General features: G+C 65.6%; 16 protein-coding genes. 7 read left to right on the forward strand and 9 right to left on the reverse strand.

Going from position 1 to position 16,065, the window contains the following annotated elements:
• Window positions 1-16 precede the first annotated feature (16 nt).
• The 3 genes from mbfA to ADADO0_RS02940 all read right to left on the reverse strand — a co-directional run bounded on the left by mbfA (window position 17) and on the right by ADADO0_RS02940 (window position 2,650).
• Window positions 17-994, reverse strand: a complete 978-nt coding sequence (gene mbfA, locus ADADO0_RS02930) for an iron exporter MbfA (RefSeq protein ID WP_511303592.1) — start codon at window positions 992-994, stop codon at window positions 17-19.
• Between the two features lie 181 nt (window positions 995-1,175).
• Window positions 1,176-2,006 carry an alpha/beta hydrolase gene (locus ADADO0_RS02935; RefSeq protein ID WP_511303593.1) on the reverse strand — a complete coding sequence of 277 codons (831 nt, stop codon included), beginning with the start codon at window positions 2,004-2,006 and terminating at the stop codon, window positions 1,176-1,178.
• A gap of 53 nt (window positions 2,007-2,059) precedes the next feature.
• Window positions 2,060-2,650: a TetR/AcrR family transcriptional regulator gene (locus tag ADADO0_RS02940; protein WP_511303594.1), complete on the reverse strand. Its 591-nt coding sequence runs from the start codon at window positions 2,648-2,650 to the stop codon at window positions 2,060-2,062.
• 128 nt (window positions 2,651-2,778) lie between these two features.
• On the opposite strand from ADADO0_RS02940, the gene ADADO0_RS02945 reads away from it, so the two are divergent.
• The 3 genes from ADADO0_RS02945 (at window position 2,779) to ADADO0_RS02955 (ending at window position 4,803) form a co-directional block, all read left to right on the forward strand.
• Complete coding sequence (locus ADADO0_RS02945; RefSeq protein ID WP_511303595.1) at window positions 2,779-3,480, forward strand: glutathione binding-like protein; 702 nt, start codon at window positions 2,779-2,781, stop codon at window positions 3,478-3,480.
• Window positions 3,481-3,490: 10 nt separating this feature from the next.
• Window positions 3,491-4,201: a glutathione S-transferase family protein gene (locus ADADO0_RS02950; RefSeq protein ID WP_511303596.1), complete on the forward strand. Its 711-nt coding sequence runs from the start codon at window positions 3,491-3,493 to the stop codon at window positions 4,199-4,201.
• A gap of 92 nt (window positions 4,202-4,293) precedes the next feature.
• Entirely contained in the window at window positions 4,294-4,803 is a 510-nt protein-coding gene (locus ADADO0_RS02955; protein ID WP_511303597.1) for a flavin reductase family protein, read from the forward strand.
• Between the two features lie 9 nt (window positions 4,804-4,812).
• On the opposite strand, the gene ADADO0_RS02960 is transcribed toward ADADO0_RS02955, so the two are convergent.
• From ADADO0_RS02960 to ADADO0_RS02980, 5 genes are all read right to left on the reverse strand, one after another.
• Window positions 4,813-5,730, reverse strand: coding sequence for a LysR family transcriptional regulator (locus ADADO0_RS02960; RefSeq protein WP_511303598.1), 918 nt, complete (start codon window positions 5,728-5,730; stop codon window positions 4,813-4,815).
• Window positions 5,731-5,807: 77 nt separating this feature from the next.
• Complete coding sequence (locus tag ADADO0_RS02965; protein WP_511303599.1) at window positions 5,808-6,797, reverse strand: Gfo/Idh/MocA family protein; 990 nt, start codon at window positions 6,795-6,797, stop codon at window positions 5,808-5,810.
• A 161-nt stretch (window positions 6,798-6,958) separates the two neighbouring features.
• The gene (locus ADADO0_RS02970; protein WP_511303600.1) at window positions 6,959-8,125 is read right to left on the reverse strand and encodes an MFS transporter; all 1,167 of its coding nucleotides are present in this window, start codon (window positions 8,123-8,125) and stop codon (window positions 6,959-6,961) included.
• A 256-nt stretch (window positions 8,126-8,381) separates the two neighbouring features.
• The gene (locus ADADO0_RS02975) at window positions 8,382-9,452 is read right to left on the reverse strand and encodes an LLM class flavin-dependent oxidoreductase (protein WP_511303601.1); all 1,071 of its coding nucleotides are present in this window, start codon (window positions 9,450-9,452) and stop codon (window positions 8,382-8,384) included.
• Between the two features lie 139 nt (window positions 9,453-9,591).
• On the reverse strand, window positions 9,592-10,392 hold the full coding sequence (locus ADADO0_RS02980; RefSeq protein ID WP_511303602.1) for an alpha/beta fold hydrolase: 801 nt from the start codon (window positions 10,390-10,392) through the stop codon (window positions 9,592-9,594).
• A 495-nt stretch (window positions 10,393-10,887) separates the two neighbouring features.
• On the opposite strand from ADADO0_RS02980, the gene ADADO0_RS02985 reads away from it, so the two are divergent.
• From ADADO0_RS02985 to ADADO0_RS03000, 4 genes are all read left to right on the forward strand, one after another.
• Window positions 10,888-12,012 (forward strand): FAS1-like dehydratase domain-containing protein, encoded by a 1,125-nt coding sequence (locus ADADO0_RS02985; RefSeq protein ID WP_511303603.1) that lies wholly within the window; start codon window positions 10,888-10,890, stop codon window positions 12,010-12,012.
• A 91-nt stretch (window positions 12,013-12,103) separates the two neighbouring features.
• Entirely contained in the window at window positions 12,104-13,303 is a 1,200-nt protein-coding gene (locus ADADO0_RS02990) for a CoA transferase (RefSeq protein WP_511303604.1), read from the forward strand.
• Window positions 13,300-14,490, forward strand: a complete 1,191-nt coding sequence (locus ADADO0_RS02995; RefSeq protein ID WP_511303605.1) for a CaiB/BaiF CoA transferase family protein — start codon at window positions 13,300-13,302, stop codon at window positions 14,488-14,490. The genes ADADO0_RS02990 and ADADO0_RS02995 overlap by 4 nt, the downstream gene beginning before the upstream one ends.
• 14 nt (window positions 14,491-14,504) lie before the next feature.
• Entirely contained in the window at window positions 14,505-15,380 is an 876-nt protein-coding gene (locus ADADO0_RS03000) for an HTD2 family dehydratase (RefSeq protein ID WP_511303606.1), read from the forward strand.
• Between the two features lie 117 nt (window positions 15,381-15,497).
• On the opposite strand, the gene ADADO0_RS03005 is transcribed toward ADADO0_RS03000, so the two are convergent.
• Window positions 15,498-16,064 carry a cysteine hydrolase family protein gene (locus ADADO0_RS03005; RefSeq protein ID WP_511303607.1) on the reverse strand — a complete coding sequence of 189 codons (567 nt, stop codon included), beginning with the start codon at window positions 16,062-16,064 and terminating at the stop codon, window positions 15,498-15,500.
• Window position 16,065: the final 1 nt, after the last annotated feature.

Raw genomic sequence — 16,065 nt, forward strand, 5'->3', positions numbered from 1 at the left:
CCGGGGCCTCAAGTTCTCAACTTGAGCCGATCAATATGCCGGCCGCCAGCACCAGCGCGCCGCCGAGAACCACCTGGAAGGCGGCCCGCAGGAACGGCGTCTCCATGTAGCGGTTCTGGATCCAGGCGATGGCCCACAATTCGACGAACACCACGAGGCCGGCGAGGGCGGTGGCGGTCCAGAAATGCGGGATCAAATAGGGCAGGGCGTGGCCGAGGCCGCCCACGGCGGTCATGATGCCTGAGGCGAAGCCGCGCTTGATGGGCGAGCCGCGCCCGGAGATGACGCCGTCGTCGTGCGCCGCCTCGGTGAAGCCCATGGAGATGCCGGCGCCCACGGAGGCGGCAAGCCCCACCAGCAAAGTGGTGCGGGAATCCTGCGTCGCGAAGGCGGTGGCGAAAATCGGCGCGAGTGTGGAGACGGAGCCGTCCATCAACCCGGCGAGGCCCGGCTGCACCCAGGTGAGCACGAACTGGCGCTTGGCCTTTTCGTCCTCGGCGCCCTTCACGTCGCTGGGAAGGTTGGCTTCCTCCAGCGCCTCGGCGGTGGCGAGGTGCTGCTGCTCCTGGGCGGCAAGGTCTCCGAGCATCTTGCGGGTGCCGGCATCGCCCGCCTTGTTGAGGGCCTGGCGATAGAAATTCGCCGCCTCCGCCTCCATCCGCTCAATTTCCTGGCGGATGCGGTCGATGCCGAGGTTCTTCACCAGCCAGACCGGGCGGCGGGCGTAATAGCCCGAGACATGCTCGCGCCGGATCAGTGGAATGTGCTCTCCGAAGCGTCGGCGAAAATCGGCGATCAGGATCTGGCGATGCTGGTTTTCTTCGGCGGACATGCCTTCAAAGACATGGGCGGTGCCAGGATATTCCGCGCGCACGGTCTCCGCATAATCGGCGTAGATGCGGCTGTCGTCTTCCTCGGAAGAGATGGCGAGCGCGAGAATCTCCTTTTCGGAGAGGTCGGAGAATTGGCGCCGCGCGCCGAAGCCCGGAATCATGCCTGCCTCCGACCGGCGAGCGCTGCGCCGGCAATGATTAAGCGCGAAATGTAAGTCTCTTAAGGTACGTCTCTGACATGTCGGGCGGTTGCCCGCCATCCTTTCCAGCCGCGTCAGTTTGGCAGGGTTGGCCCTCCAGCAGGAGCCGGGTTTCGGCTCCTGCATCCGATGCGCGTTCGCCTCATCCCAGCGTGCGCTTCAGCCATTCGCTGACGCGGTCGCACACCAGGTCTTCGACGCCGTTGTAGAAATGGTCGCAGCCAGGGAGAACCTGCGCCTCCGCCGGCCCGCCGGCGGTCTGCGCATAGACCTCGGCGGGATATGCCACGGGGGATTCATCGTCGCCGCGAATGAACAGCGTCGGCACCTTGATCTGCGGCGCGAGGTCGAGGATGGCATGCATGCTCGTCATGCGGTCGGCATAGCTCGCGGCGGAAATGACATACCACCAGCCGGGCACCAGCAGGAGCTGGTCGCCCTTGCCTGCCGCGACCAGGGCCTTCGCCTCCTCCAGCACCTCGGCGCTGCGTTCCATGGCGAGGTGGCCGGCGGTCTTCTGGCTGTCCAGCACCGCTTGACCCGAACCGCCCCGGTGGGCCGACAGCAGGACCAGCGCCGGCGTCTGCGGGCGGTCAAGGACGTGCTTCACGGCGAGGAAGCCGCCGTTGGAATGCCCCATCACGACGGGCGCGGGAAAGCCGCGCTCGGCCATCCATGCGGCGGCGAGTGCATTGTCCTCAATGGCTTCTGCGGTGGTCTGGAACGCGCCGCCCTCGCTCGCCCGGCTATTGCGGATCGACAGGATGTCGTGGCCGCGCCGGTTGAAGGCGAGGCAGGCATAACCCATGGCGGTCAGGACCGGCGGCAGGAAGCGCAAGGCGCCGGTGTAGAAATTCATGGTGTTGCCATGGAACAGCAATACGCCGCCGCGCACCGGGCCGCTGTCCGGCTCGTGATAGGCGCCATCCAGGGGCGTGGTCGGGGTGGGGATGGTGACGAGTTGAGTACGCAATGGAACCTCCCTGGCGCTCAGGCGCGCTTCTGCTTGAAATCAGGTTGTTGCCCTCAGGCGGGTGAACGGGGGGGAAACAGAAGATCGACGAGCGCGCGGGAGGTTTCCCGCAACGCATCCGCATCGCCATAGACCCGCTCCATCACGGCGAGGCCACGGGTGAACGTGACCACCAGGCGGCTCGCCTGCGCGGCGGGCAGGGCCAGATGCCCGGACGCCTCGGCCCGCGACAGCGCGGTGATAAGCAGGGCGTCCAACCCCTCCAGAAGCCCGCGCACTTCTGCGCGGATGCGCGTGCCGGTCATCTCGCCTTCGTTGGCTGTCTTGGTGGTGAGGCAGCCGCCCGAGGGCGATCCCTCGGCCATATTGGTGATCGCGGTCTCGAAAAACGCGAGAAGCGCGGCGCGCACGTCCGCGATCTCGAGCGTCTGCGTGGCCGCCGTGAGGAAGCGCCGGGCATAGCGCCCGAACGCGCGCACGAACAACTCTTCCTTGTCGCCATAAGCATTGTAGAGGCTGCCGCGCTGGACCCCCGTGGCGCCTGCCAGGTCAAGCATGGAGGTAGCTTCAAAGCCCTTCTGGCGGAACATCGCCTCGGCCTTGTCCAGCACTTTCTCTTCGTCGAACCGTCGGACCCCGGCCATGTCTGGCGCACCTTCAAAATGGCAACAGTCGATGCTTGACACACCTGTCAAATTTGACATCCTTGTCAAGGATACAACGTGCGTTGCCAGTGTCCAGAGAGACAAGCGGGGCGCACCGGGAGGCTGTGATGATCGAGCTTTTGTACTGGACCACCCCGAACGGTCAGAAGGTGCTGATCGGGGTCGAGGAGTTGGGCCTTCCCTACAAGATCACCACGGTGAACACCTCCAAGGGCGAGCAGTTCAAGCCGGACTTCCTCAAGATCAGCCCCAACAACCGCATCCCCGCCATGATCGATCATGCGCCGGAAGATGGCGGCGAGCCGATCGGCGTGTTCGAATCCGGCGCGGTGCTGGAATATCTTGCCGACAAGACCGGCAAGCTCCTGCCGAAGGCGGCGCGCCCGCGCTACGAGGTCCTTCAGTGGCTTTATTGGCAGATGGCCGGGCTCGGGCCCATGGCCGGGCAGGCGCATCACTTCCTGCAATATGCCCCCGAGCGGCTGGCCTATCCCTCGGACCGCTACCGCAATGAATGCAACCGGCTCTACGGCGTGCTCGACCGGCGTCTTGCCACGGTTGAATATGTCGGCGGCGACTATTCCATCGCCGATATCGCCATCTATCCCTGGATCTTCCGGCATGAGCGGCACGACCAGGATCTCAACGATTTCCCTGCCGTGAAGCGCTGGTATGAGACCGTAGGCGCGCGGCCTGCGGTCAAGAAGGCCTATGAAATCTCCGATTCCATCAACACAGGGCCCAATGTGACCGAGGCCTCGCGCGCTTTGCTGTTCGGGCAGACCGCCAAGCTTCCGACCCTGGGCTGAAGGAACGATCATGAGCGAACTCGCCCCGATCCGCCTCTATGAACTCGCCGGCGCCGACCCTGACCTACGGTTCAGCCCGCATTGCTGGAAGGCGCGGATGGCGCTGGCGCACAAGGGGCTGGATACCGAAGGGATTCCCTGGCGCTTCACCGAGAAGGAGGAGATCGCCTTCTCAGGTCAGGGCCTGGTTCCGGTCATGATTGACCAGGGTGAGGTGGTCGCCGATTCCTGGCGCATCGCCGAATATCTGGAGGACCGCTACCCGGATCGTCCCTCCCTGTTCGGCGGTGATATGGGCCGGCACACGGCGCGGTTCGTGAACACCTGGGCCGACGTCGGCCTGATGCCGGCGATCGCGAAGGCGATCGTCCTCGACATCCACAATCGGGTTCACGAGAAGGACAAGGCCTATTTCCGCGCGACCCGCGAAAAGCGTTTTGGGATGGCGCTAGAGGACGTGGGGGCGGACCAGGCTCAGCGCGTTGCGGACGTGCGAGCCGCCTTCACGCCGCTGCGCCAGATGCTTCAGCACCAGCCATTCATCTGCGGCGCGACGCCGGCTTATGCTGATTACTGCGTGTTCGGCATGCTGATGTGGGCGCGCTGCGTCAGTCCCTTGGTGTTGCTGGAGAGCGATGATGTCGTATGCGACTGGCGCGACCGGCTGCTGGACGCCTTTGGCGGCGTGGCGCGGCAGGCGCCCGTCGCCGGGAGCAATTAGTGGGGATGATCGGTGCGATTAGGCATCATAATTTGAGTTTATGCGGCGGCCTCCCCATGTTCCGGGGATCAAGGCCGTTCGAGGATTTCCGCGTGAGCCATCCCCCGCCCGATATTGAGACGCTGAGCCCGATCCTGCCGCGCCATCTGCGCGACGTGCTGGGCTCATTCACGACAGGCGTGGTGGTTGTCACCACGCTCGGCGAGGGCGGTCGTCCGGTGGGGTTGACCATCAATTCGTTCAACTCGGTCTCGCTCGATCCGCCGCTGGTGCTCTGGAGCCTCGCGCTCAAAGCGCCCAGTCTCGTGGCATTCCGGGCGGCGAAAAGCTTCGTCATCAACATATTGGGCGAGCATCAGGAGGCGCTGGGCCGGCGCTTTGCGACGCCCTCCGACAACAAGTTCGCCGATGTGGCATTCGAGGCAGGCATCACCGGCTCTCCCGTTCTTGCCGATACGGCGGCGCATCTCGAATGCCGCGTGTATGCCCGCCACCCCGGCGGCGACCACGAGATCTATCTCGGCGAAGTTGTGGCGTTGCAGGATCGCGGGCACGCTCCGCTGGTCTATCACCGCGGAAAATTCTGCCGGATCGGGGAGTAATCCAAGACCTCAAAAATAGCCTTCCCAGAACTGGTTCAGGCGCTCCGCCTCCTCCCGCAGCAGCTCCAGAAAAGCGGCGGCGGGGGGTGAGATGACGTGGCGGGACGGCTCGATCAGCACCAGGTTCAGCGGCGCCACCGGGTCGACGATGGGCTGCACCGAGAGCGGCAGCCGGTCGATATCCGCCGCCAGCATGATCGCCGGCACCACGGTGCGCCAGTCCGACGTGGCGATGAAATCCAGCGTGCCCATCATGGAATCCATCTCCAGCATGCGCTCGATCTGGACGCCGTTGGAGGCGAGATAGGTCTCGATCAGCGAGCGCCGGGTGTTGGCGATGGACGGCAGCACCAGCTTCATCGGCCCGAGCGTGCGCATGCGCACCGGCGTCAGGTGCCACTCCGGCACCAGCCGGCTGACCAGCGTCTCATGGGTGGTGAGGAAGTGCTGGGTCTTCAGCCCCGGCCGGCCCGGAATGGACGGCACGATGGCGAAGTCCAGTTCCCCGTTCAGCACGCTGTTGGTGAGCGTGGGGCTGAACGCCTCCATCACCCGGATCGAGACGTTCGGGTAGTCCTTGATGAAGCGCCGCATGGCAGGGGCCAGCGTCACCCGCGTCATGGTGGGCATCAGCCCGACCGCGATATCGCCGGAGACGCCGTGGCCGAACAGCATCATGGACTGGTTGGTCGCCTCATGCAGGCGCAGCATCTCCACGCAGCGGCTGTAATAGGCATCGCCCGCCGGCGTCGGCGTCACGCGGCCCTTCTCGCGCGAGAACAGGCGCACGCCGAAGCGTTCCTCCATCTTGCGGATGTGCTGCGAGACGCCCGACTGGGTGCCGTGCTCGCGGTGCGCCGCCGCCGTGAAGGAGCGTTCCTCATAAGCCGCCACGAACAGGCGGATCTCTCGCAAGCTTTCAGCCACGCCGCAGGTCCCGTCTCGGTTCCCAGCGGCTTTACGTGGCAACGGCGCGGCGCGCAATGGCGCGCCGGCCTGCCGCCTCAGGGGGCGATGGCGATCTCGTTCGTCAGCGCCGATGCGAACACCGCCTCAAGCGCCGCCACCGTGTCGATCATCTGGTCGGTCGAAATCGGGTAGGCCTCCCCGCCCTTGGCCGCGCGAGCGAAGGCTTCGAGGTTGAGCCGCACCGCGGGGATCGCGGGATATTCCAGGTCTTCGCGCGGCTTGTCGCGGATCACATAGGTGGCGGTCCAGCCTTCCGAATTCTCCGGATGCGCCTTGTCGCGCACCTCGGCCCAGCCCTTGGAGCCGTAGACCGCGATGCGCCCGTCGAACGGCGTGGTCAGGATGGCCGAGAGAAGCGCGGCGGAGCCGTTCTTGAAGTCCAGCGTCATCGCCAGCGTGTCGCCGTTCTCCCACTCGGTGGCGAGGGTGCGCAGCGAGGACAGCACCCGCGCGCACGGGCCGAGGATGGCGGTGGACAGGTCAATGAGATGGATGCCGGTGGCGGTCACGGGGCCGACGGGATTGGACGCGCTGATGCGCCAGTTGCCCTTCGGCAGGGGTAGGAACTTGTCCTGGCTGAAATTGGCCTCCACCTGGACGATGGTGCCGAGTTCTCCCGCCTTGATGCGCTTCATCATCTCGACGATCGGCGGCTCGAAGCGCCGCTCGTGGCCGACGCCCAGCACGACCTTGGCGTCGCGGCATGCGGCGACGGATTTTTCGGCGTCCGCGCGGGTCAGGCAGAGCGGCTTCTCGCAGAACACATGCTTGCCGCGCTGTGCCGCCGCCAGGATCTGGTCGGCGTGGAAGTCCTGGGGCGTGCAGAGGATCACGCCTTCGACTTCGGGATCGTCCAGCACCGCCTCGAAAGTGGGGAGGAAGCGCGCGCCCCGGTCCGTGGCAAGCCCCGCCTTAGATGGGTCGAGATCGGTTGCCGCAACGATCTTGATATCGGTGCTGCCGGGCAGCACCCGCAGGATCGTGCCGCCCCACCAGCCCAGTCCGATCAGTCCAACCTTCAGCATGTGTCCGTCCCTGCCTACCTGTGGCGGCGGACGTGTCGTCCGCGCGCGGATTGCGCTGCCCGGCGGTCCGGTTGGTCAGCGTCGCGGCGGCACTTTGCGTGCGGCGGAAGGCGGGGACAAATTATCACCTCTTCTAAAGCCCATTCGCAAAACTGATGGGGTCAGGTGGAGGCGCGCTCGTCGACGATGTGGAACGCCACCGCAATCAAAGTCATGCCGAGCCCGATGCTGCAGACCAGTGCCCAGCCGCCCACGACAAAGGCCCAGGCGCCGATGCCCGAGCCCACCGCCCCGCCGGAATAGAAGATCGTATAGAACAGGCCATTGAGACGGCTGCGGGCTTCGCTCCCCAGGGAGAACACCGCACGCTGGCTGATGACCAGGCTGGCGGCCACGCCGCAGTCGAGCAGAACCCCAGCGAGCACGAGCAGGCCCAGGGCCAATGGTGTGCCCTTATCGCCCAGGAAACACATGGCGAACGCCGCCGCCGAGACGCCAAGCGCCATCACCGCCCCAACCTTGCTCCATCCCCGGTCCGCCGCCCAGCCCACCAGGGGCGCCGCGGCCGCGCCGGTGACGCCGATCAGCGCGAACAGCGCCACGGCGCGCTGGCTCATGCCGTAGGCCGGCCCTGTGAGCAAAAGGGGGATGGCGGTCCAGAACAGGGTAAAGGCGCCGAACAGGAAGAATTGCACGCCCGCCCGGCGCCGCAGCACAGGGTGAGACCGGAACAGTTCGCCCATGGAGCGCAGCAATCCGCGATAGCGGAAACCCGGCGGGGGCTGGCGCTTCGGCACCTGGCGCGAGAGGAACAGCGCAACCCCGGCGACAAGGACGGCGGAGAGCAGGAAGATGGCGCGCCAGCCAAAGGCGTCCGCCACCAGGCTGGAGAGGGGGCGCGCCGTCATCATGCCCAGCAACAGGCCGGAGAGCACGTTGCCGACGGCTCGCCCGCGCTCCTCTGGTATCGCGAGATGGGAGGCGAAGGGCACGATCACTTGCGCCACCGACGCCGAAAGCCCGGTGACCAGCGCCGCCGCGAGGAAGGTGGCTGCGTTCTGTGCCAGCCCGGCGCAGATCAAGGAGAGCGCCGTGATCGACAGGGCGCTGACGATCAGCAGGCGATTCTCGAACCGATCGCCCAGCGGCACCACCAACAGCATGCCGAGGCCGTAGCCGGCCTGCGTGACCGTCATGGCAAGGCCGGCGGCGGCGGGGGAGATGCCGAGCGCCACGCTGATCGGGCCAAGCAGCGGCTGGGCATAATAGAGGTTGGCGACTGCCACGCCGCCCGCCAGGGCCAGCAGAAAGGTCGGGCTGAGGCGCATTACGATGCAACCCCACCCAGCCGAAATGGCCGGAGAGGAGGAGCCGGGGGCTGGCTCCGAGGGGATGGCGCGAAACGGTGGCCTATGCTGCGCACGCGCCCATCCTGTCCCCGTTTCACAGCGCCGAAATCCGGCGCTCCGGCGCAATTTGCCGGATCAGAAAGCCTCTCATGTTCGAGGCCAAGCGGGGCATCACGTCAACCGCGCACGGGCGCGGCCCGTGGACACAGGCCGCGCCTTTCCTTCGTGCGTCGGTTCAGATTTTGTGGGCGACCTTTTCAGCGAGAAGGACCATGGAGCGACGTGCCAGATCCGGGTCCGCCCAGTCCTTGCCGGCATACAGGAGAGTGCCGAATTTGCCGGTGGTCTCCTGGAATTTCTGCAGGTCGTCCGCCACCTTGTCCGGCGTGCCCCAGATCACCAGATCGTCCAGGACGCGCTCGATGGTCAGCTCGTCGTCGGTCATCTTGGGGTCGGACTTGAACAGCTCGGCCCGCTTGTTGATCTTCATCTTGGTGAGAAGCTGGTTGTAATAGAAACGATACGGGCTGTCCGGGCCGGTCGCGTATTCGCGCGCCGTCTCAAGGTCGTCGGCGACGAACACGCTCTTGGCCACGCGCCAATCGTCCGGGTCTGCCACAGCGCCGATCCGCTCGCGGCCCTCGGCATATTTGGGCCAGTGGGTGGCGACCCATTTGGGCAGCAGGAAGTTGGCGGAGATCGGCAGCCAGCCGCGCGCGGCGGCTTCCGTCACGCCCTTGGAAAAGGGCGCTACCACGGTGACGACGATGGGCGGGTGGGGCAGTTGGAGCGGCTTTGCCACGATGCCCTGGCCGATGTCGGCCATGAGCTGGCGCTCCGTGGTGATCTTCCAATATTTACCGTCGATATTGTAGGGCGCTTCGCCCGCCCAGATCGCGAGGACGGAATTGATTCCCTCGACGAACATGGCGTTCCGATCGGCATCAAGATTGCCGAAAATCTCCGCGTCCGACAGAAGGCCGCCAGGGCTGATGCCGAAGTTGAAGCGCCCGTCGAGCATGTGGTCGAGCATGGCCATTTCGGCCGCCACCGCAGCCGGATGGCTGTTGGGCAGATTGATGGTGCCGGTGCCGAGGCGGATGTTCTTGGTGTGGGAAGCGATCCAGGCCAGGAACATGGCGCAGGAGGTGATGTTCTCCGCCTTGTCGGTGACATGCTCGCCGCAATAGGCTTCGGTGAAGCCAAGCTCATCGGCCAGGATGAAGGCGTCGCGATCCTCGGCGAGAGACTTGCGCCAATCCTTCTCCAGCGGATGGATCGGCATGGTGAAGAACCCGAGCTTCATTTACGGCTCCCTGAAAGGCATCGCCCATTTGGGCATTTTTTGCGGCATCTCGGGGCGGACCATAGGCCCGGCACCCCATGCGGAAAAATGATTGTTCCTGATGCCACGCATTATCCGGGGTAATGGCGTGGTGGCATCCTCAGGCGGTGAGCCATCCCCCCACGGCCGCGTTGTAGCCGTCTGCGTTTTCCATCGGGATAATATGAGCTGCCGGGGTGATCTCGACATAGTCCGCGCCTGGTGTCATCGCGGCCATTTCCTTCATCGCCGCCGGGGGTGCGCCGCCGTCTGCGGAGCCGGCCACATAGAGCACCGGGGCGGCGATGGTGCCGAGGCTGCGCTTGTAGTCGAGCCCCTTCAGGCCCTCGGCGCAGGCAATGTAGCCCTCGGTATCGCAGGCCAGGATCATCTCGCGCGCTTCTTCCATGACGTCGGGGTGGGCGGCGCGGAATTCCGGGGTGAACCAGCGTTCCAGCGTGAAGTCGGTGATGCCGTGCATGCCGCCGGCGGCACGGATCGCGGCGATGCGGGTGTTCCAGCTATCGATGAAGGGCGGGATCGCATCCGAGCGCGCCGCCGAACATACGAGGCGGTTGATGCGGTCCGGGTGGGTGATGGCGACCCCGAGGCCGGTCATGCCGCCCAGCGAGAGGCCGGCGATATCCGCCTTTTCGATACCGAAATGGTCCATCAGCCCGACGAGATCGGCGACGAAGATCGCCATGCTGTAGGGGCCCACGGGTGCCGAGGAGCGGCCATGGCCGCGGGTGTCGTAACGCAGCACGCGATGGGTCTGCGTGAACACCGGGATCTGATGGCGCCAGCTTTCAAGCGTGCAGGCGAGAGAGTTGGAGAGGATCAGCCAGGGCTTGCCCGCTTCGCCATCGATCCGCACCGCGAGTTCGGCCCCATTGACCGTGACCTTCTGGATGTCGCTCATGGGTCCTCTCCTCGAATGGCTTTGTTGTTCGGCCGGCGACGTTACAGCCGCGCGCCCAGAACCGTTAGCGCGCGAGGGAAGGGCGCGGAAATCACAAGAACTGATCGCCGCCATTATCGCATCTGATCGACGTGCGATCACGCGCCATCGCTTCCCGGAGGTTTGACAGTAAATTCACATTGTGCATTATGCATCGATGTTGATGACGAAGGGCTCGGGGGGAGCGCCTTGCCGGGTTTTCACCGGCCATTCCCAGCTGAAGGCGCGGTTTGAACGGTTTAATCTCTCAATTCAGTTGGCTTTAAAGGCCGGGCGTCCTGTTGAAGCAAAATGATGGACACCAGGGAAAAGTCACCTTCATTCAAAGAATGCATTATGCACTATATGATATAATTGAGAGAGATCCGGGAGCGCTCCCCGCGCTCCAGCGGCGCGTGCAAGCGAGCACGCGCCTTCCCCCGATTTGAAATGTGAAGACGGAACCTGGAGACACCAATGACTGCGGTTATGGAACACGACGTCGGCCACGCCCCGGCCGAGGGCCTTATTACCGATCAGGCCATCGCCGAAGCCCGCGAGATGATCGGGCTGCAGCTTCGCCCCGAGGGTCCCTACCTTCAGGATTCGACCGAAGACACCATTCGCAACTTCTGCAATGGCATCGGCGACCTGAACCCGCTCTATCGCGACGCCGAGCACGGTCGCCAGAGTCGGTGCGGCACGGTGGTCGCGCACCCCATGTTCCCCATGGCGTTCGGCTGGGTGGGCCGCACCCGCTGGGGCCTGCCCGGCGTCCACGGCTTCTATGCCGGCAACGACTGGGAGCTGTTCCGCCATATCCGCCCCGGCGACCGGATCACCGCCATCGAGCGCGTGGTTGGCGTTGAAGCCAAGGAGAGCAAGTTTTCCGGCCGCCTCGTGCTTCAGTATGTGGAAGCCACCTACAGCAACCAGCGCGGTGAACTCGTCGCCCGCGCGCTCGGCACCTGCACGCGTCATGAGCGCAAGGCGGCGCGCGATGCCGGCAAGTACAAGGACATCACCACCCACGAATATACCGACGATGAATTCGCGGCGATCGACGATGCCATCCTCAAGGAGGAGGAGCGGATTCGTGGCAACGCGGTGCGCTATTGGGAAGACGTGAAGGAAGGCGAGATTCTGCCGCCGATCGTGCGCGGCCCGCTCTCCCTCATGGATACGATGGGCTTCCTGGTCGGCTGCGGCCGTGGCCACACGCACGGCATCGTGCTGAAGGCCGCCGTCAAGCATCCCGGACACTTCTTCCGCAATCCGGAAGCCGGCGGCGGCATCGAATATACCGGCATCGGCCATCACCGGGAATCCGTGGCGAAGGAAGTCGGCGTCCCCGGCACCTATGATTACGGCCCGCAGCGTTCGGCCTGGATGGCGAGCCTCGTCACCAATTGGATGGGCGATTCCGCCTTCCTCAAGCGGGTCCGCACCGAGATGCGCCGCTTCAACACCATGGGCGATTCCACCTGGTGCAAGGGCCGCGTCGCCCGCAAGTACATCAAGGACGGCTTCGCCCTCGTCGACATCGAAATCTCCGGGAGAACCAGCGCGGAGAGGTCACCACGCCCGGCCTCGCCACCGTGATCCTGCCCTCCCGCAATGTGCAGAACAAAGTGTTCTTCGACGGCGCGCAACTCGATCTTGACCTGCCAGTCGTCCGCTGAGGAAGCTTCCGATGCTTGCGAACGTCGCGGGACCGCCTTTGGCAGGTCTGCGTGTTGTCGAATTGTCGAGCGGCGCGGCGGCGGCCTATGCGGGCCGTCTCCTCGCAACCCTCGGCGCGGACACAATTCTCGTGGAACCGCCTTCGGGCAGTCCCTTGCGTCGCGAGCCGCCGTTCCTTCCGGGGGCGGCCGCCACCAGCGCCGTGTTTGCCTATCTCGCGGCAGGCAAGCAGAGCGTGGTCTGCGACATCGAAACTGCAGCCGGGAGAGAGAGCCTTGCCCGGCTGCTGGGGGATGCGGACGTGTTCGTCTGCGACCTGGCGGAGGCCGAGCGGCAGACGCTGGGGCTGGACGCGGAGACCTTGCGCCAGCGGCATGCCGCCCTGGTCTCTGTCTCCGTCCTGCCGTTTGGCGCGACCGGCCCGAAATCGGGCTGGAGGGGCGAGGACATCAACCTCATCCACGCCGCAGGCGAGGGGTTTCTTTTGCCCAACGGCCTGTCCGCCGAGATGTTTCCGGACCGCCCGCCGCTCAAGATTCACGGCTATTTCGCGGAAATGCAGGGCGGCATCGTTGCCGCGCTGGGGGCACTGGCCGCCATTCTCTGCCGGGACACGGTCAGGGGCGGCCAGGACGTGGACGTGTCGATCCAGGACGCGACGCTGGCGGTGGGTGCGTTCGCCGTGCAGCGCCTTGGCGACGGGTCGCTGGAACACCGCCTGACGCGCTCGTTCAAATATGGCGGCGTGCTCGAATGCGCCGACGGCTATGTGGAACTGCTCACTCTTGAGGAGCGGCAGTGGACCGGTCTTGTCGAACTCATGGGCGAACCCGCCTGGGCGCTCGCGCCCGCGCTGCGCGATCCGCTCGAGCGCAGCCGCCGTGGCGATGAGATCAACGCCGCCGTTCGCGCCTGGGCCAGGACCCAGCACACGGCGGATCTCGTGGCGCGCGCGCAACGCCTCGGCGTACCCATGGCGAAATACGGCAGCCCCTCGGATGTGCTGCACGGCACGCATGAGAAGGCGCGGGGGCTGTTCCAGAGCGTCGAAGCACCGGGCTTCGGCCCTTGCGCAACCTTGGTGGCACCGTTTCACATATCGGGGGCGCCGCTGACCTTGCGCGGGGGTGCGCCGAGCCTCGGCGAGCACCAGGATAGTCTCGCCCGGCGGCAAGCGCGCCGGCTCTTGGCACAGGCGGATGCCCGATGAAACCTCTGGCAGGATTACGGATCGCCGACTTCACCGTGCACGCGGCCGGGCCGTTCTGCACCCATATGCTGTCCCAGCTTGGGGCCGAGTGCATCAAGATCGAAAGCAGCCTGCGGCCGGATATCTTTCGCAAGCCGCACCCGGTCTATGGGCGGATGGGACCGGCGAGTTTCGATCAGGTCGCCTCGAACAAGCTTTCGGTGCGGATCAACCTGAAGGAGCCGAAGGGGATCGCGCTGGCCAAGCGTCTGGTCAGCGCCAGCGACGTCGCCTGCGAGAGCTTCCGCCCCGGTGTGATGGAGCGGCTGGGGCTCGGCTACACGGTGCTCTCCGCGCTCAAGCCGAACCTTGTGATGGTGTCGGTCTCCTCCTCCGGTCAGTCCGGGCCGGATTCCCATTTCGCCGGATACGCCCCGCTGTTCGGGGCCTGGGGCGCGCTTGGTTATCTCACCGGATATGCCGACGGGCCGCCGGTGGAAATGCGCCATGTCATGGATCATAGCGTCGGCATGAATGCGGCCATGGCGACGCTCGCCGCCGTCTATCGCCTGCGGCAGACCGGCGAAGGCTCCCATGTGGACGTCAGCGCCCGCGAAGTGGCCTCGTCCCTTGCGGGGGAGGCCCTGCTGCTGGCCGCAGCCGGAGGAGAAGCCACCCGCATCGGCAACGACCATCTGCGCATGGCGCCCCACGGCGTCTATCGCACCCGCCATGCCGATCGATGGCTGACCATCGCGGTCGACACCGAAGAGGCATGGCGGAGTTTCGCGCGGGTGATCGGCCGGACCGACCTGCTCGATGATGGTCGGTTCCGCACCGAGGCAGCACGCCATGCCAACCGTGCCGCGTTGGATGGCGAGGTTGAAGCCTGGACCCTGGGGCAGGAGGCCGGTGCCGCAGCCGTTGCCTTGCAGGCGGCGGGCGTCGCCGCGCATCTCTCCTGCACCATCCAGGACATCGTCGACGATCCGCATCTGCGGGAGCGCGGAATGGTCGTGGGTGTGAAGGACGTGGATGACAATACCCGCGCCGCTCTCTCGGTGCCGGTGCGTTTCTCCAAGTCCACCACCGGGCTTGATCGCGGCACGCCGCGCCTCGGGGAGGACGAAGACTATGTGTTCGGCGACCTGCTCGGCATCGGCGCCGCGGAGCGATCCGCCCTGATGGACGAGCACGTCATCTATTAGCGCAAAGGCATCCCATGACCACGAGCGAGATGATCAAGGGTGATCCCGGCGACTGGCAGGAATGGGTCGGGCGCGAAGAGACCGTATCCGAGCTGATCTCCGCCGAGCGGGTCGCCGCGCTGGCCGCGACCCTCGATCTGGAGGAAAAGCCGACATCGGGAGATGCGCTTCCGCCCGGCTGGCATTGGCTGTTCTTCAACCCGTTCGTGCCCCGCCACGGTCTCGGCGCCGACGGGCATCCCAAGCGCGGCGGCTTCCTGCCGCCGGTGCCGCTGCCCCGGCGCATGTGGGCGGGCGGGCGGCTCGACTATGCCGGCGCCCTGGTGGTCGGCCAGGAAGCGGTGCGCACCAGCACCATCGACAAGGTGGAAGCGAAATCCGGCCGCGCTGGAAAACTGGTCTTCGTCACCGTCACGCATCGCATCTCCTGCGCGGGCGTCGCCTGCGTGGTCGAGGAGCAGGACATCGTCTATCGCGAGCCGGCCGCACCCGGTGCGCCGGCTCCAGCCCTGACACCGGCGCCGGATGATGCGCAGTGGAGCGAGCCGGTGACGCCCGACACGACGCTGCTGTTTCGCTATTCCGCGCTCACCTCGAACGGCCACCGCATTCATTACGACCAGCAGTACGCGCGCACCGAAGAGAACTACCCGGACCTCGTGGTTCACGGGCCGTTGACGGCGACCCTGCTCCAGAATTTCGCGGGGGATTTGCGCCCGGACGCGCGGATGGTGCGGTTCGAGTTTCGCGGCGTGCACCCGCTGTTCGTCAGCGCCTCCTTCACGCTTCAGGCAAAGGTCGCGGGCGAGGACGCAGACACGCTGGACTTGTGGGCGCGTGGCCCGGAGGGGGAACTGGCCATGCGTGCTTCCGCCAGCTTTTCGAGATGATTTAAGTCGCCAGAGCTACAGCTAAAGGCAGATCACCCAGGACATCGCACAGGCAGGAGAAGCCTGGCGGTGCCCATCACAGGCACCGTGCGCGCATTGAGGCTCAGGCGGAGAGGCTCAGGCGAAATCGATGGCCGCGCTATCCTTGATGGCGGCGAAACGGCCGACGCATTTCAGGGCGCTCTCGTGCTCGTCCGTGGTCGCCCCCGCGCAGCAATCCTCAAGCACGATGCACTCATAGTCGCGGTCGTGCCCTTCGCGGGCTCCGGAATGCACCACACCGTTGGTGGAGACGCCGGAGAGATAGAGCCGCTCGATGCCGCGTGCGCGCAGCGCCGGCTCAAGGGCGGTGCCGTAGAACGGGCTGATGCGGTGCTTGATGAAGTCGAAATCGCCTGGTTCAGGCGTGAGTTCGGAAATCACCTGGGTGCCCCATTCTCCCAGCTTGAACAGGCCATTGTCCCGCGCCTTGGAGAACACCGGAGAGTTTGGCGGGCAGTCGCGGTAGTCAGGCGCGAAGCCGACGCGCACATAGCCGATTAGAACGCCCGCCGCGCGCGCCTTGTCGATGACGGCACGGGTGCGGCCGAGGACATCGCGCGCCGCCATCAGTGGCACATAGGTCTTGGCGCCGGCGCCGTCCGGGTGGACCAGGTCGTTCAGCATGTCCATGACGAGGAGCATC

This window comes from Aquabacter sp., from assembly GCF_965279295.1.
GTDB lineage: Bacteria > Pseudomonadota > Alphaproteobacteria > Rhizobiales > Xanthobacteraceae > Aquabacter.

Coding starts and splice junctions, on each gene's coding strand:
- ADADO0_RS02985 (WP_511303603.1), top strand. CDS start 10,888: ATGACTGCGGTTATGGAACACGACGTCGGCCACGCCCCGGCCGAGGGC.
- ADADO0_RS02950 (WP_511303596.1), top strand. CDS start 3,491: ATGAGCGAACTCGCCCCGATCCGCCTCTATGAACTCGCCGGCGCCGAC.
- ADADO0_RS02940 (WP_511303594.1), bottom strand. CDS start 2,650: ATGGCCGGGGTCCGACGGTTCGACGAAGAGAAAGTGCTGGACAAGGCC.
- ADADO0_RS03005 (WP_511303607.1), bottom strand. CDS start 16,064: ATGCTCCTCGTCATGGACATGCTGAACGACCTGGTCCACCCGGACGGC.
- ADADO0_RS02990 (WP_511303604.1), top strand. CDS start 12,104: ATGCTTGCGAACGTCGCGGGACCGCCTTTGGCAGGTCTGCGTGTTGTC.
- ADADO0_RS02995 (WP_511303605.1), top strand. CDS start 13,300: ATGAAACCTCTGGCAGGATTACGGATCGCCGACTTCACCGTGCACGCG.
- ADADO0_RS03000 (WP_511303606.1), top strand. CDS start 14,505: ATGACCACGAGCGAGATGATCAAGGGTGATCCCGGCGACTGGCAGGAA.
- ADADO0_RS02965 (WP_511303599.1), bottom strand. CDS start 6,797: ATGCTGAAGGTTGGACTGATCGGACTGGGCTGGTGGGGCGGCACGATC.
- mbfA (WP_511303592.1), bottom strand. CDS start 994: ATGATTCCGGGCTTCGGCGCGCGGCGCCAATTCTCCGACCTCTCCGAA.
- ADADO0_RS02945 (WP_511303595.1), top strand. CDS start 2,779: ATGATCGAGCTTTTGTACTGGACCACCCCGAACGGTCAGAAGGTGCTG.
- ADADO0_RS02980 (WP_511303602.1), bottom strand. CDS start 10,392: ATGAGCGACATCCAGAAGGTCACGGTCAATGGGGCCGAACTCGCGGTG.
- ADADO0_RS02975 (WP_511303601.1), bottom strand. CDS start 9,452: ATGAAGCTCGGGTTCTTCACCATGCCGATCCATCCGCTGGAGAAGGAT.
- ADADO0_RS02970 (WP_511303600.1), bottom strand. CDS start 8,125: ATGCGCCTCAGCCCGACCTTTCTGCTGGCCCTGGCGGGCGGCGTGGCA.